At 68.2% G+C, this 14866-nt stretch carries 15 protein-coding genes; 6 read left to right on the plus strand and 9 right to left on the minus strand.

All coding sequences use genetic code 11. The features are described 5' to 3' along the window. Nucleotides 1-14 precede the first annotated feature (14 nt). Nucleotides 15-857 (minus strand): transporter substrate-binding domain-containing protein, encoded by an 843-nt coding sequence (locus tag ACAM42_RS18755; RefSeq protein WP_062470056.1) that lies wholly within the window; start codon nucleotides 855-857, stop codon nucleotides 15-17. 226 nt (nucleotides 858-1083) lie between these two features. Between ACAM42_RS18755 and ACAM42_RS18760 the strand changes: the two genes are divergently transcribed. The 5 genes from ACAM42_RS18760 to yjjJ all read left to right on the plus strand — a co-directional run bounded on the left by ACAM42_RS18760 (nucleotide 1084) and on the right by yjjJ (nucleotide 6438). Further along, complete coding sequence (locus ACAM42_RS18760) at nucleotides 1084-2067, plus strand: aliphatic sulfonate ABC transporter substrate-binding protein (RefSeq protein ID WP_369628998.1); 984 nt, start codon at nucleotides 1084-1086, stop codon at nucleotides 2065-2067. Between the two features lie 19 nt (nucleotides 2068-2086). Continuing rightward, nucleotides 2087-3313 carry an N-methyl-L-tryptophan oxidase gene (gene solA / locus ACAM42_RS18765; protein WP_369628999.1) on the plus strand — a complete coding sequence of 409 codons (1227 nt, stop codon included), beginning with the start codon at nucleotides 2087-2089 and terminating at the stop codon, nucleotides 3311-3313. 65 nt (nucleotides 3314-3378) lie between these two features. Beyond that, nucleotides 3379-4311: a 2-dehydropantoate 2-reductase gene (panE, locus tag ACAM42_RS18770; protein ID WP_369629000.1), complete on the plus strand. Its 933-nt coding sequence runs from the start codon at nucleotides 3379-3381 to the stop codon at nucleotides 4309-4311. 14 nt (nucleotides 4312-4325) lie between these two features. Continuing rightward, complete coding sequence (locus ACAM42_RS18775) at nucleotides 4326-5003, plus strand: aspartate/glutamate racemase family protein (protein ID WP_369629001.1); 678 nt, start codon at nucleotides 4326-4328, stop codon at nucleotides 5001-5003. Between the two features lie 106 nt (nucleotides 5004-5109). Further along, on the plus strand, nucleotides 5110-6438 hold the full coding sequence (gene yjjJ, locus ACAM42_RS18780; RefSeq protein WP_369629002.1) for a type II toxin-antitoxin system HipA family toxin YjjJ: 1329 nt from the start codon (nucleotides 5110-5112) through the stop codon (nucleotides 6436-6438). A gap of 7 nt (nucleotides 6439-6445) precedes the next feature. Here yjjJ and ACAM42_RS18785 read toward each other — a convergent pair whose 3' ends face one another. Beyond that, nucleotides 6446-7807, minus strand: coding sequence for an NAD(P)/FAD-dependent oxidoreductase (locus ACAM42_RS18785; protein ID WP_307635724.1), 1362 nt, complete (start codon nucleotides 7805-7807; stop codon nucleotides 6446-6448). Between the two features lie 132 nt (nucleotides 7808-7939). On the opposite strand from ACAM42_RS18785, the gene ACAM42_RS18790 reads away from it, so the two are divergent. Beyond that, the gene (locus tag ACAM42_RS18790; RefSeq protein WP_369629003.1) at nucleotides 7940-8908 is read left to right on the plus strand and encodes an alpha/beta hydrolase family protein; all 969 of its coding nucleotides are present in this window, start codon (nucleotides 7940-7942) and stop codon (nucleotides 8906-8908) included. 6 nt (nucleotides 8909-8914) lie between these two features. On the opposite strand, the gene ACAM42_RS18795 is transcribed toward ACAM42_RS18790, so the two are convergent. The 7 genes from ACAM42_RS18795 to ACAM42_RS18825 form a co-directional block, all read right to left on the minus strand. Continuing rightward, nucleotides 8915-10753 carry a family 2A encapsulin nanocompartment cargo protein cysteine desulfurase gene (locus tag ACAM42_RS18795; protein ID WP_369632784.1) on the minus strand — a complete coding sequence of 613 codons (1839 nt, stop codon included), beginning with the start codon at nucleotides 10751-10753 and terminating at the stop codon, nucleotides 8915-8917. Nucleotides 10754-10819: 66 nt separating this feature from the next. Continuing rightward, complete coding sequence (locus ACAM42_RS18800; protein WP_369629004.1) at nucleotides 10820-11752, minus strand: family 2A encapsulin nanocompartment shell protein; 933 nt, start codon at nucleotides 11750-11752, stop codon at nucleotides 10820-10822. Between the two features lie 64 nt (nucleotides 11753-11816). Continuing rightward, a complete protein-coding gene (locus ACAM42_RS18805) occupies nucleotides 11817-12086 on the minus strand; it encodes a helix-turn-helix domain-containing protein (RefSeq protein WP_062470032.1) in 270 nt (89 codons plus the stop codon). Next, nucleotides 12083-13003, minus strand: coding sequence for a serine O-acetyltransferase EpsC (epsC, locus tag ACAM42_RS18810; protein ID WP_062470029.1), 921 nt, complete (start codon nucleotides 13001-13003; stop codon nucleotides 12083-12085). The genes ACAM42_RS18805 and epsC overlap by 4 nt, the downstream gene beginning before the upstream one ends. A 44-nt stretch (nucleotides 13004-13047) precedes the next feature. Next, the gene (locus ACAM42_RS18815; RefSeq protein ID WP_369632785.1) at nucleotides 13048-13530 is read right to left on the minus strand and encodes a rhodanese-like domain-containing protein; all 483 of its coding nucleotides are present in this window, start codon (nucleotides 13528-13530) and stop codon (nucleotides 13048-13050) included. Nucleotides 13531-13991: 461 nt separating this feature from the next. Next, nucleotides 13992-14207: a molybdopterin-binding protein gene (locus tag ACAM42_RS18820; RefSeq protein ID WP_007829250.1), complete on the minus strand. Its 216-nt coding sequence runs from the start codon at nucleotides 14205-14207 to the stop codon at nucleotides 13992-13994. A gap of 53 nt (nucleotides 14208-14260) precedes the next feature. Further along, nucleotides 14261-14857, minus strand: a complete 597-nt coding sequence (locus ACAM42_RS18825) for a malonic semialdehyde reductase (RefSeq protein ID WP_307590526.1) — start codon at nucleotides 14855-14857, stop codon at nucleotides 14261-14263. Nucleotides 14858-14866 lie beyond the last annotated feature (9 nt).

The following is a 14866-nucleotide window of genomic DNA, read 5'->3' on the forward strand; positions in this document are numbered from 1 at the left end:
CGTTGCGCGCCTCATCAGTTGGCGGCCACGCGCTGGTCGCCGATCTTCAACAGGCGCGGCAGCGGCGCCTTGCTGTTCGGGCCGAACCAGGTGTCGTAGATCGCCACGGCGCGGCCGTTCTTCTCGCTGTCGACCAGCCAGGCGTTGAGCGTCTCGAGCAGGCGCGTCTCGCCCTTGGCCACGGCCGCGCCGAGGTATTCCTTCGACACCGTGATCGCCGGGATCTCGTACTTCTCCTTGTCGGGAATCGCGTTCCACTGCGCCGTGAGCTTCACGCCGTCGTTGGTGATGGCCTGCACGTTGCCGTTGCGCAGCGCGGCCAGCGCAAAGGGCGAATCGTCGTAGAGCACGACCTTGGCGTCGGGGTAGTTCTTGCGCAGGTTCGACTCCATCGTCGTGCCCTTCTCGGTGCCGATGCGGATGTCCTTGATCTGCGCGGCCTCCTTCAGCACGCCCTTCTTCGCCAGGAACTGCTGGCCGACCAGGAAATACGGCGTGGTGAAGTCCACCGCCTTGGCGCGCTCGTCGGTGATGGTGAAGCTGGCAAACACCACGTCGGCCTTGCCCGAGGTGAGCAGTGGAATGCGGTTGGCCGGGTTGGTCGGCACCAGTTCGATCTTCACGCCCAGGCTCTTTGCGAACTCGGTCGCCAGGTCGATGTCGTGGCCGACCTGCTTCTTGCTGGCCGGGTCGATGTAGCCGAAGGGCGGGTTGCCGTCGAACGCGGCCACGCGCAGCACGCCGGCCTTGCGGATGTCGTCGAGCTTGTCGGCCCAGGCGATATTGCCCAGGGTGGTGAGAGCGCCGATTGCCAGGGCCAGGCTGGAAACGGTGAAAGAGTGGGTGTTGCGGGTCATGCCTGCGCTTCGCTGGAAGTGGAAAAAGAGAGCGCGACTCTAGGCAGCGCTGCGTGCGGCGCCAACGAAGCAATTTCCGCTTGCATATGCAGCGATGAGTTGCGCATGAACAAATGACAAAAGCTTCGTGGCGCGAGACAGCGTCGATCCCTAGAGTGGCCAGCCTCTGCCTTTCGACTGACTGCTTTTTTCTTCTTCGGCCGCGCGACGCGGTCCCGCTCTTCCCATGCACTTCCCACGCTCTTCCTCGCCCGCCGTCTCCCGGCGCCTTCTGCTTCGCGCCGGCGTCGGCGCCGCTGTCGTGGCCGCGTCGGCCCCGCTGTTCGCGCAGACGCGCGCCCGCACGCTGCGCATCGGTTATCAGAAGTTCAACACGCTCAACATCCTCAAGGGCACGGGCCAGCTCGAGAAGGCGCTCGCGCCGGCTGGCGTGAGCGTCGAGTGGCACGAGTTCCTCGGCGGCAGCCAGCTGTCGGAAGCGCTGGCGGCCGGCGCCATCGACTTCGGCCATGCCTCCGACGGCATTGGCGTGTTCCAGCAGGCCAGCGGCAAGGGCCTGGCCTACCTCGCGGCCGAAAGCCCCTACCCCGGCGGCGTCGGCTTCCTGGTGCCGCGCGACTCGCCGATCCGCAGCGTGCGCGACCTCAAGGGCAAGAAGGTCGTCACCGGCCGCGGCTACAACACGCAGTACGTGCTGATCCGCGCGCTCGAAGCGGCCGGCCTGCGCTACGAAGACATCGAGCCGGTCTACATCGTCACGGCCTCCGACACCGTGGCCGCCTACCAGTCGGGCAGCGTCGCGGCCATCGGCCTGTGGGACCCGTTCCTGGCCGGCGCGCAGGTGGCGACCGAGTCGCGCCTGCTGTTCGACGGCACCGGCCTGAGCGGCAACCGCACCTACCACTTCGCGCAACCCGCCTTCGCGCGCGCCAACGCCGACACGCTGCGCACCGTGTTCGCCGAACTGCGCAAGGCCAACGACTGGGCCCAGGCCCACCCCGGCGAGGTGGTGGCCACGCTCGCGCCGCAGCTGAAGGTGGAGCCCAAGGTGCTGGCGCTGGCGACCGAACGACGGCACTATGGCGTCGTGGCGCTCACGCCCGCCATCGCCCGCGAACAACAGGGCCTGGCCGACGTGTTCGCGCAGCTGAAGCTCATTCCCCAGCCCATCGCGGTGAAGGATGCGTTTCTCGACCTGAACCTTGTGTGACGACGAAACCTCTCGCCCCGTGACCCGTTCTCCTACCCACTACGACGCAATCGTCATCGGCCTGGGCGCCCTCGGCGCGGCCACCCTCTACCAGCTCTCGCAACGCGGCGCGCGCGTGCTCGGCATCGACCAGTTCGCGCCGCCGCACGACCGCGGTTCCTCGCACGGCGATTCGCGCATCACGCGGCTGGCCGTCGGCGAAGGCGACGAGTACGTGCCGCTGGTGCACCGCTCGCACGCCATCTGGCGCGAGCTCGAAGCGCGCACCGGCCGCCCGCTGATGACCACCACCGGTGGCCTCATCCTCGCGCCGCGCGACCGCGTGGCCGAACACCACGGCAAGTCCGACTTCGTGCGCCGCACCATCGCCTGCGCCGAGCGCTTCGACATCGCGCACGAGGTGCTCGACGCGGCCGGCATCCGCGCGCGCTACCCGCAGTTCCACCTGCAGGGCGACGAGATCGGCTACCTCGAACGCGACGCCGGCTTCGTGCGCCCCGAAGACGCCATCGCCGCCCAGCTCGCCGTGGCCCGCGCCGACGGCGCACAGACCCGCACCGGCGAGCGCGTGCTGGGCGTCGAGCCCGTGGGCAACGGCGACACCGTGCGCGTGCGCACCGAAACCGCGAGCTTCACCGCCGACCAGGTGGTGGTCGCGGCCGGCGCCTGGCTGCCCGAATTCCTCGGCCGGCAGGCGCGCACCGACTGGCAGGCCCACTTCTCGGTGCACCGCCAGGTGATGCACTGGTTCGACACCGGCCCCACCGCCGCGGCCGACTTCGCGCCTGGGCGTTTTCCCATCTTCATCTGGATGTTCGGCGACGCGCAGGAAGACTACATGTACGGTTTTCCGGCCTCCGATGCGTCGCAGCCCGCGCTGAAGGTCGCCACCGAGCAGTACGTCGACGCCACCACGCCCGACGCGCTCGACCGCGAGGTGAGCGCCGAAGAAAGCGCCGCCATGTACCGCGACCGCGTGGCCGGGCGCTTTCCGCAGATCGCGGGGCACGCGCTCAAGGCCCGCGCCTGCATGTACACCGTCACGCCCGACCGCCGCTTCGTGATCGACGCGCTCGACGGCCTGCCGAATGTGCTGATCGTCTCGGCCTGCTCCGGCCACGGCTTCAAGCACTCGGCCGGGCTGGGCGACGCCATCGCCGACCGGGTGCTGGGCCGCGAGAGCGCGCACGGCCTCGACCTGCGGCCCTTTGCCCGCGAGCGGCTGGCGACCTCGCAACACCCCTGAGGCGCCCGCGCGCGATCCGGGGCATCATCGCTTCCGATCTTCAGTTTCTTCGGAGGCAGCGCGCGATGCGATTCCTGATGGTGGGTGCGGGAGCACTCGGTGGTTACTTCGGCGCACGCCTGCTCGCGGCAGGCCGCGATGTGACCTTTCTACTGCGTCCCGGCCGCGCGGCCCAGCTGGCTACGACCGGGCTCGTGGTGCGCAGCCCGTTCGGCGATCTCGACCTGCCCACGCCGAAGCATGTGCTGGCCGAGCAGATCAGCGGGCCGTACGACGTGGTCGTGGTCGGCTGCAAGGCCTACGACCTCGACGCCACCATGGACTCGTTCGCGTCCGCCGTCGGGCCCGACACCGTCATCCTTCCGCTGCTCAACGGCCTGGGCCACATCAACCGGCTGGTCGCGCGCTTCGGCGAGGCGCGCGTGCTCGGCGGCCTGTGCATGATCTCCGCCACCCTCGACGACGAGGGCCGCGTGCAGCACCTGAACGACATGCACAGCCTGAGCTACGGCGAACGCGCGGGCGGGCGCTCGCCGCGCATCGACGCCATCGCAGCCCAGTTCGCCGGCGCGAACTTCACCGCCACCGCGAGCGAGACCATCGCGCAGGACATGTGGGAGAAGTGGGTCTTCATCGCCTCGGCCGCGGGCCTCACGAGCCTCATGCACGCCTCCATCGGCGACATCGTGGCGGCCGGCGGCGAAGACGTGGCGCTCGCGATCTTCGGCGAGTGCTGCGCCATCGCAGCCCACAACGGCTTTGCCCCGCGGCCCGGCGCCATCACGCGCGGCCGCGCGGTGGTCACGACCGCCGGCTCGCCCATGACCGCCTCCATGTACAAGGACATGGCCCGCGGCGCGCGCGTCGAGGCCGACCACATCCTGGGCGACCTGCTGGCCCGCGCACCGCGCACTGCATCGGCCACGCCGTCGGTGCTGCGCACGGCGTACGTGCACCTCAAGGCCTACGAGTTCCGTCGCGCCCGCGAGGCCGGTTGAACGGCCACCACGCCATGGCCGACACGCTCGCCTTCCTCCATACCGCGCAGGTGCATGTGCAGACCTTCGGCAGCCTGGCCCGCGAGATCGCGCCCGAGCTGCGCGTGCAGCACCTGGTGATGGAAGAGCTGCTCGCCGATGCGCGCACCCTGGGCGTCGACCACGCCGGCCTGGTGGCGCGCGTCCACGAAGCCATGCGCGACGCCGCCTCGGACGGCGCCTCGGTGGTCGTGTGCACCTGCTCGACCATCGGCGGCATCGCCGAAAAGACCGCCACCGGCGGCGCCTTCGCCGCCCTGCGCATCGACCGCGCCATGGCCGACCGCGCCGTGCGCAACGGCCCGCGCGTGCTGATCGTCGGCGCCGTCGAAAGCACCATCGACCCGACCCTGTCGCTCGTGCTTTCAGCCGCGCGGCAAGCCGGCGTCGGCATCCGCGCCAGCACGCTGCTGGTCGAGGATGCCTGGGTGCACTTCCAGTCCGGCGACATCGCGCGCTATGTGGCCACGCTGGCCGAATCGATCCGCGCCGCAGCCGACGGGACCGACGTGATCGTGCTGGCGCAGGCGTCGATGGCGCCGGTGACGGGGTTGTTGGCGGACCTCGGGGTCGATGTGCTCAGCAGCCCGCAGTTGGGGGTGACGCATGCGGTGGCAACGTTGCGGGCTCGGCACGCAGCGTTGAATTCTTGAAAATCTGACACTCTCGGGATCAAAAGTATCTATTCACGTAGGAATTCATTCGATTTGAATTTCCCAATGGCGGGTGGGATAATTTATCTATTCACATAGATATGCAATGCCGCCACCCACCTCGTCATCCCTGAGCGCTACTGCCCTCGCCTTCATCCGTTCGCAAGGCGCCGCCACGAGCGCCGAGCTGCAGGCGCGACTGGGCATCAGTCAGGCCACCGCCTCTCGCGCGTTGGCGCCGCTGGTTCGCAGCGCGCAGATACTGAAGGTCGGTGCGGCACGCTCCCAGATGTATGTGGCGCCACGGCACGTCGAACGCGTCGGTGCTGAGGTGCCAGTCGTCAAGGTCGATGCCGCCGGCCAAGCCTCGCCGTTCGGACGCATCGTGCCGCTGCAGGGCGGGCGTTGCTGGATGGACGAGCAGCAAGGCCGCAGCGCGCTGCATGACGGCCTGCCATGGTTCCTTGCCGACATGCGTCCCCAGGGCTTCATCGGCCGCGCCTTCGCGCAGGGGCACCCCGAACTCGGGCTACCGCCCAACCCCGAACATTGGAACGACGACGACGTGCTGCAGGCGCTCGCGCTGTGCGGCGAAGACCTGCCCGGCAACCTCGTGGTGGGTGCCGAATCCTTCCAGCGCTTTCATTCGCTGGGCGCACGCGCCGCTCGCCCTGTCTCCGTGAGCGACTACCCCGCCATGGCGGAGCGCGCGATGCAGGGCACCCTGCCCGGCTCGTCGGCCGGCGGCGAACAGCCGAAGTTCTGCACGGTGCGCGATGGCCGGCAGGTCATCGTCAAGTTCTCGCTCGCAGGCACGTCGGCCCTGGACCGGCGCTCGCGCGATCTTCTCGTCAGCGAGCACCTGGCGCTGAGCACGCTGGCGCAAGCGGGCGTCGCCGCGGCCACCACGCGCGTCTTCATCGAAGGCGGGCGCGTGTTCCTGGAAGTCGAACGCTTCGACCGCTCGGCCCGGGGCCGCATCGGCATGGTGTCGCTGATGGCGTATGACGCGCAGCACATCGGCAGGATCGACAACTGGGCGGCCACCGCCAACCGGATGGCCTCGCGCGGCCTGCTGCGTGCCGACGATGCACAGCGTCTGCGCTTTCTCGAAGCCTTCGGCCGCCTGATCGGCAACACCGACCGGCACTACGGCAACATCTCGCTGCTCATCGAAGGGAACGCGTGGCGTCTCGCGCCCGCCTACGACGTGCTGCCCACGCTGTATGCGCCGACGAGCGGCGAACTGCCGGCGCGCGACCTGGCGGCCACCGGGCTGGCGCCGACCGTGGACACCCTGCAGGAATGGCCGCACGCCCGGCAACTGGCCGGCGTGTACTGGGACACCGTGGCAGCCGACGACCGCCTCTCAGCGGCCTTTCGCACGCTGGCGCGGCAGAACCGGCGGCTCATCGCCGAACTGCCCGGCGCCTAACCCGCGCCTAGTCCGACTTCAGGATCGTCTCCCCCTTCAACGCCCCCATGTCGCGGATGTTGAAGCGGTGGCGCTTCCAGCCCGCCCAGGTGCGGCGGAAGTTGGCGAGGGAGATGCCGTAGTACAGCACCTTGAACATGCGCAGCGCGCCCCACATCGGCGTGCCCTTGTAGATGTCGCCGGCCAGCAGCGACATCAGCGCCTCCTTCACCCGGAACGGGTTGCCGGGGTACATGAACATGTCGCGGATGGTCGGGTTGGTCACGCGGTAGATGAACCACGAGTACTCGCGCGGCCCCTTGCGCATCATGGCCTCGAAGCCTTCGCGGGCGCGGGCCAGCTCGGCCGGCTGGTCGAGCGCGGTGGCCACCAGTTCGGCACCGTCGAAGGCGCTGTGCATCGCCAGGTACACGCCCGAGGAGAACATCGGGTCGATGAAGGTGAAGGCGTCGCCCAGCAGCAGGTAGTTGTCGCCTGTGGCGTGCGTGCTCGAGTACGAGAAGTTGCCCGTGGCGTGCACGGCGTCGTCGACCAGGGTGGCGTTCTTCAGGCGGTCGGCCAGCACGGGGCACAGCGCGATGGTGTCGTAGAAGAATTCCTTCAGCGATTTTTCGCGCGTCTTCAGGTAGTAGGGCCAGCACACCGCGCCCACGCTGGTCGTGCCGTCGGCCAGCGGAATGAACCAGAACCAGCCGTGCGGAAACCAGCAGATGCTGATGTTGCCTTCCTTCTTGCCCTCGAGCCGCTCGGCATTGGTGAAGTGGCCGAACAGCGCGGTGCTGTTGTGGTCGGGGTTCTTCTGCTTGCAGCGGAATTTGTTGGCCAGCAGCGTGTCGCGGCCCGTGGCGTCGATCACGAAGCGCGCGCGCCAGCTGCGCTTGGCACCGTCGTCCATCACGGCCTGCACGGTCGCGCCGTCGGCGTCGAAGGCCACGTCGCGCACCTTGCAGCCTTCGAAGGCCTGGGCGCCGCGCGTGGCGGCGTTGCGAAACAGCAGCTCGTCGAGCTCGGAACGGCGCACTTGCCAGGCGGAGTCGAGCGACTTGTCCCAGCCTTCGGCGAACTCCACGTAGCTGCGGTGCTCATGCTCGGGCGAGACGAACTCGATGCCGAACTTCGGCATGCCGATCTTCTCGACCTGGTCGCGCACGCCGAGCCTGTCGAACAGCTCGACGTTCGCGGGCAGCAGCGATTCGCCGATGTGAAAGCGCGGGTGGTGCTCTTTCTCGACCAGCACCACCCTGCGCCCCTGCTGCGCCAGCAGCGCCGCGACGGTCGAACCCGCGGGGCCGCCGCCGATCACGAACACATCGCAGGAATCGCTGACAGAAGAAGGAGCACCGGAAGAAGAAACCTGAGGCTGGGACATGCGAAGACAAGCAGCGTGATGGACAGCGACAGAGCATAGCGCGCCCGCATCGCACGACGCAAAACGGGCTGGCGGCACGGGGCCGGAGGCGGCACACTGGCGGCCTTCTCGGCCCCCTACCCCTTGCGCACCATGACCCTGCATCGCCTTGCCCTGCTCGCCGCCCTCTGTGTGTCTGCTGCATGGAGCCATGCGGCGGGGTTCAGCTTCATCGAGGTGCCGGCCGACAAGGACGGGCCGGCCTTGCGCGGCGCCGTGTGGACGCCTTGCGAGGCGGCACCCGGCGAGATCGCGTTCGGCCTGATCGCCATCTCGGCCACGAAGGACTGCCCCGTCGCCGGCACAGGCCTGCCGCTGGTGCTGATGTCGCACGGCTCGGGCGGCTCGTTCCTCGGGCACCACGACACGGCGGCGACGCTGGCCGATGCAGGCTTCGTGGTCGCCGCCATCAACCACCCGAACGACAACTTCCAGGACATGGAACGCCGAGGCCATCTCTCGACATTTGCCGCACGGCCCGTCGACATGCGGCGGCTGGCGGATCACATGCTCAAGACGTGGCCCGGCCGCACAAAAATCGCCGCCGACCAGGTCGGCTTCTTCGGCTTCTCGCGCGGCGGCTACACCGGCCTCGTGGCGACGGGCGCAGTGCCCGACTTCAAGCTGGGCCTGCGCTTTTGCACGCCGGCCTCGAAGATTCCGTTCTGCGGCCAGATCCAGCGTCAGGAACTGCCCGCGCCGCCGGTGCGCGATGCGCGCATCAAGGCGGCGGTGATCGTCGATCCGTTGAGTTTCTTCGATGCCGAGGGGCTGAAGCAGGTCACGGTGCCCGTCCAGCTCTGGGCCTCCGCGCGCGGCGGCGACGGGGTGACGCTGGATGACGTCGAAGCGGTTCGCCGCAACCTGCCTTCGGCGCCGGACTGGTACGTGCCCGCGAACACCGCGCACTTCGCCTTCCTGGCGCCCTGCGCGCCGGCCATGGCCAAGGCCCTGCCGGAGATCTGCAGCGATGCCGGTGGCTTCGACCGCGTCGCCTTCCACGCCGACTTCAATGCCAAGGTGCTCGCTTTCTTCAGGCAGCACCTGGCATCGAAGCCCTGAGCCGGCTCAGCGCGTGCGCCGCTGGCCGGCGAGCCGCCGCACCACCGTCACCAGCCGATCGATCTCGTCGAAGGTGTTGTAGAACGCCAGCGACGGCCGCACCGTGGTCTCGACGCCGAAGCGCCGCAGGATCGGCTGCGCGCAGTGGTGCCCCGTGCGCACGGCAATGCCTTCGTCGTTGAGCGCGTGGCCCACCTCCTCGGTGGTGTAGCCGTCGAGCACGAAGGACATCACGCTCGCCTTGTCGGCCGCCGTGCCGATCAGCCGCACGCCGGGAATCGCACCCAGTTGCGCCATGCCGTACACCAGCAGGTCGTGCTCGTAACGCGCGATGTTCTCGATGCCGACCTTGTTCACGTAGTCGATGGCCGCGCCCAGGCCCACGGCATCGGCGATGTTGCCGGTGCCGGCCTCGAACTTGTTCGGGATCGGCTGAAACACCGTCTTCTCGAAGGTCACGTCGGCAATCATGTTGCCGCCGCCCTGCCACGGGGGCATGTCTTCGAGCACCTCGCGCTTGCCCCACACCACGCCGATGCCGGTCGGGCCGAACACCTTGTGGCCGGAGAACACGAAAAAGTCGGCACCGATGTCCTGCACGTCCACGCGCATGTGCGAGACCGACTGCGCGCCGTCGACCAGCGCCTTGGCGCCCGCGCGGTGGGCCAGCTCGACGATCTCCTTCACCGGCACCACGGTGCCCAGCGCGTTCGAGACCTGCGTGACGGCGACGATCTTCGTGCGGTCGTTGAGCAGCTTGCGGTACTCGTCGAGCAGCACCTGGCCCGAATCGTCCACCGGGATCACGCGCAGCTTCGCGCCCTTGGCGGCGGCGAGCTGCTGCCAGGGCACGATGTTGGCGTGGTGCTCCAGGTTCGACACGATGATCTCGTCGCCCTCGCCCACGTGCTGGCCACCCCAGCTCTTGGCCACGAGGTTGATCGCCTCGGTGGTGCCGCGCACGAAGATCACTTCGTCGACTTCCGGCGCATTGATGAACTTGCGCACGCGCTCGCGTGCGCCTTCGTAGGCATCGGTCGCACGCGCGGCGAGTTCATGCGCCGCACGATGGATGTTCGAGTTCTCGTGCTCGTAGAAGTACGCGATGCGGTCGATGACCGACTGCGGCTTGTGCGTGGTGGCCGCGTTGTCGAACCACACGAGCTGCTTGCCGTTCACGCGCTCCTGCAGGATCGGGAAGTCGCGGCGCACGGCGTGCACATCGAACGGCGGATGCTGGCCGCTGCCGGCCAGCGGCACTACATCGGGGCCGCGCGGATCGGGCTTGGCCGGCGTGACGAAGCCGTTGGGCAGGCGCACCGCATCGACGAAGTAGAACTGCGCGTCGCGTCCGGCTGGCGCCGAAGGCGGGCTCGGTGGCAACGCAGGCTGCGCGGTCGGCGCGGCGAGGCCCGCGAACGGATCGTGGATCGCAAAGCCATCGCCGGCGGTGCCTGCCGTCGGATGTCCGTAGCTGTGGTTCAGAAAGTAGAACGGCGAGGCTGACGCCGCCTGCGGCGACGCAGGCGCCCCCACCTGCTGCGGCACGCCCTGCACCACGCCGCCCGAGCGCGGCTCGAAGGCCGGCGCCACCGACAGCACCGTGTCAGGCACGCCGTTGCCCGCCAACGCATGCGGCAACAAGGCCGGCGCGCGGTTCGCGAGCGACGGCAGCTGCGTGGGCGATGCAGGCAGCACATTGGCGCCCGGAATCTGCCCCTGCGGGATCGGCGTGCCCGGCACGCTCGGCCCGAAGCCCGCGGGGCTCACCAGCGGCGAGCCCGGCGGTGCGATGTTGGCGGGAAACTGCGCGCCCGGCGGCGCGGAGAACATGGCGCTGGCCATGCGCGCGAGAACGGCCGGATCGAACGGCGCCTCGCCCGGGAACGTGGGTGTGCTGCTCACCGCGGCTTACTTGTAGGTGTCGGGATAGTCGTGGTACTTGCCGATCTCGACGTCGTCGAGCACGGCCAGCGCGTCGGTGGTCAGCACCGCGAGCGAGCAGTACAACGAGATCAGGTACGACGCGATCGCGTGGTTGTTGATGCCCATGAAGCGCACCGACAGCCCCGGGCTCTGCTCGCCCGACAGGCCCGGCTGGAACAGGCCCACCACGCCCTGGCGCTTGTCGCCCACGCGCAGCAGCAGGATCTTGCTCTTGCCGTCGGCCACCGGCACCTTGTTCGACGGAATCAGCGGAATGCCGCGCCAGGTGATGAACTGCGAACCGAACAGGCTCACCGTGGGCGGCGGCGTGCCGCGGCGCGTGGCTTCACGACCGAACGCGGCAATGGCCAGCGGGTGCGTGAGGAAGAACGCGGGCTCCTTCCACACCTTGGTCAGCAGCTCGTCCAGGTCGTCGGGCGTGGGCGCGCCGGTCAGCGGGAAGATGCGCTGCTCTTCGCTCACCTGCGCCAGCAGGCCGTAGCCGGGGTTGTTGATGAGCTCGCTCTCCTGGTTCTCCTTGATCGTCTCGATCGTCAGGCGCAGCTGCTCCTTGATCTGGTCGTGCGGGCTGCTGTACAGGTCGGAGATGCGGGTGTGCACGTCGAGCACGGTGCTCACGGCATTCAGGTAGTGCTCGCGCGGGTTTTCTTCGTAGTCGACGAAGGTGCGCGGCAGCTGGTTCTCTTCTTCGCGCGAGGTGCACGTGACCTTGATCGACTCGGGGTTCTTGACCTTGTTGACGCGGTAGATGCCCGCTTCGACCGGCACCCATTGCAGCAGGTGCGTCAGCCAGCGCGGGCTGATGGTCTCGAGTTGGGGAACGGTCTTGGTGGCGTTGGCTAGCTGGCGGGCGGCGTTGTCGCCAAGGGCGGTGGTACCACCGACTGTTGCACTCATGGATCAAGGCTCCGTGGGTTGAGGAAAAAGTGATCGCCAGTGTCTGGCGACCACGGGTTTCCCCTCAACAGGCTATAGCCGCCAAGTTGATCCGCCGTGCAAGGCGCGACTGCTCCAGTTGCTCGCAACGCGCGAGCAGGTTGACGATGTTGATGCCCAGCGCGGTGGCCAGCTTCTGCGCCGTGACGATCGACGGGATCACGCGCCCGCGCTCGATCTCGCCCACGTACGAGCGGTTCAAATCGGAACGCTCGGCCAGCTCTTCCTGCGACCAACCCTGCCCTTCGCGCAACTGGCGCACGGTGACGCCGAAGTCTTCGACAAAGGCTTTCATACGCTGCCCGCCTTCGGTGCGCTGTTGTTCTGCAGGCTGGCCTGCGTGACGCTGGCACCGGGCTTCACGTCGTCGGTGATCCACACGTTGCCGCCGATGACGGCGCCCTTGCCGAGCGTTACGCGGCCCAGGATGGTGGCGCCCGCGTAGATGACCACGTCGTCCTCCACCACCGGGTGGCGCGGCAAACCCTTCTGCAGGTTGCCTTCGGCGTCGGTGGGGAAGCGCTTGGCACCGAGCGTGACGGCCTGGTACAGCCGCACGCGCTTGCCGATGACGGCCGTCTCGCCGATCACGACGCCCGTGCCGTGGTCCATGAAGAAGCCCGCGTCGATCGTCGCGCCCGGGTGGATGTCGATGCCGGTCTGCGCATGCGCCAGCTCGGCCACGATGCGCGCGAGCAGCGGCAGGCCGAGCTCGTAGAGCCGGTGCGCGAGGCGGTGATGGATCATCGCGAGCACGCCCGGATAGCACAGCAGCACCTCGTCGACGCTGCGCGCCGCGGGGTCGCCCTGGTAGGCCGCGAGCACGTCGCTGTCGAGCAGCCGGCGCAGACCAGGCAGCGCGTTCGCGAACTGCCGCACCGCTTCGGTGGCCGCTGCGTCGATCTCGCTCGCGGGTCGCGGTGCCAGCCGTGCGTTGAAGTTCAGCTCGAGCCGGGCCTGCACCAGCAGCGCCTGCAAGGCGGCGTCGAGCGTGTGGCCCACGTAGAAATCCTCGCTCTCGTGGCGCAGGTCCGGTGGGCCCAGCCGCATCGGAAAGAGCGCGCCCTTGAGCGACTCGACGATCTGCGCCAGCGCATCGCGCGACGGAAACTCGCGCGCACCGGGCTCGCGCGAACGGCGCTGCGAATCGCGCCACTCGTCGCGCACCTCGTGCAGGGCGCGCACGATGTCACTCACTTCGAATTGAGCCATGTGTTTTTTCCTCCCGTGTGTTTCTGTCGGTGTGGGTTCGGGGTTCAGTCCTGCACCCACGGCAGGCCATGGAAGCGCCAGCCGTCGGAGCCGCCGCGGTGCTGCCGCGCATCGATCTCGCCCTCGAAGCCTTCGAGCACGTTGAACACCTGCGTGAAACCGGCCTTGGCCGCGGCTTCGGCCGCCAGCGCCGAGCGCTTGCCGCTGCGGCACAGCAGCAGCACCACGGCCTCCTTGCCGCCGTCCTTCGCCAGCTTGGCTTCGAGTTCTCGCACGAAGCGCGGGTTGCGGGTGAGCGCGGTGCCTGTGGCCCACGCCACATGCAGGCTGTCGGGCACGTGACCGACGAACTTGCGTTCTTCGCCGGAGCGCACGTCCACGATCAGGGCCTGGCCGTCCTGCACCAGCTGCCACGCCACGGGGGGCGTCACGCCGCCGGCGTAGGGCCAGTTCTTTTCGATGGCTTGCGCGCGCGCCTGTTCGAGAGCGGGCGGCAAGGCGATGACATCTTCAACTTCCACGGACATGCGGTTCGGCTCCTGTTGTACGTTGGTCATTCCATCTTCCTTGATGGCGATAACCACCACTGTAGGAGTGCGAAGGCCAAGGTCAAACGACTCAAAAGTCGATTCTTAACAACCTTGTGATCTATGGGTGGTGCTTCAGGGCGCGCTCACGCCGACGGGGTACCTTGCTCCGCGAATGTCCCCCGCCCTTCGGGCTCCTCCTTGATTTCGCTGCGCAAGGCACCCCATCGACGTGAGCGTCATGCGCAGCGGTCGTTGATCGGCGAGCACAACGACAGGGCCCGGTGTGCTCAGGACACTGGGTGCTTCCCGCAGCGAAATCAAGGGGGAGGCCGCAGGCCGGAGGACATTCGCGGAGGGAAGTACCCGGTGGCCTGGGCACACGCCCCGAACCAGCGACCTCAAACGAAAAACCCCGGCACCAAAGACAGCACCGGGGAATCGCAAAGCCCGAGGGTCCGTCAGAGCTTGGCGATCGAAACTTCGGTCGACTTCACGAGTGCGACCACGTCGGAACCCACCTTCAGCTGCAGCTCGTCGACCGAGCGCGTGGTGATGACGGAGGTGACGATGCCCCAGGCGGTTTCGACATCGACTTCGGAGACGACGTCGCCGCGGATGATCTCGCGGACCTTGCCCTTGAACTGGTTGCGGACGTTGATGGCTTGAATGGACATGGTGATTTCTCTTTCAGGGTTGACAGGGGTTGTGAGTGAAAACGGGCCGGAGGTCAGACGATCTCGGCCACGTCGTCGAACGCCAGCCGGGGCCCGCGTTCGAAGGTGCCGGCGTGGTCGGCCACGCCGAGGTTGACGAGGAAGTTCGCGCGATAACGGCCGTCGGGGAAGAAGGCCTTGTCGACCAGGTCGGCGTTGAAGCCCGACTGCGGCCCCGCGTCGAGCCCGAGCGCGCGTGCCGCCAGGATCAGGTAGGCGCCCTGCAGGCTGCTGTTGCGAAAGGCCGTGGCCTGCGCGGCGTCGGCGCTCTTCTCGAAGAAGGGCTTGGCGTCGTAAGCCGGGAACTGCGTGGGCAGGTGCTCGTAGAAGCGCGTGTCGTGCGCCACGATCACCGTCACGCCGGCCTGCAGCGTCTGCGCGGTGTTGCCCGCCGACACGGTCGGCTTGAGCTTCGCCTTGGCCTCCTCGCTGCGCACGAACACGTAGCGCGCGGGCTGGGCGTTGTAGGCGGTCGGGCCCCACTTCACGAGGTCATACAGCTGGTGGATCAGCGCGTCGGTCACGGGCACCGGCTTGAAGGCGTGCACGGTGCGCGCCTTGCGAAACAGCTGGTCCAGCGCGGCGTCAGGGATGGCTTGCAGTGTGGTCATGAATTGGAA

The organism is Variovorax sp. V35, from assembly GCF_041154465.1.
Classification (GTDB): Bacteria; Pseudomonadota; Gammaproteobacteria; order Burkholderiales; family Burkholderiaceae_C; genus Variovorax; species Variovorax boronicumulans.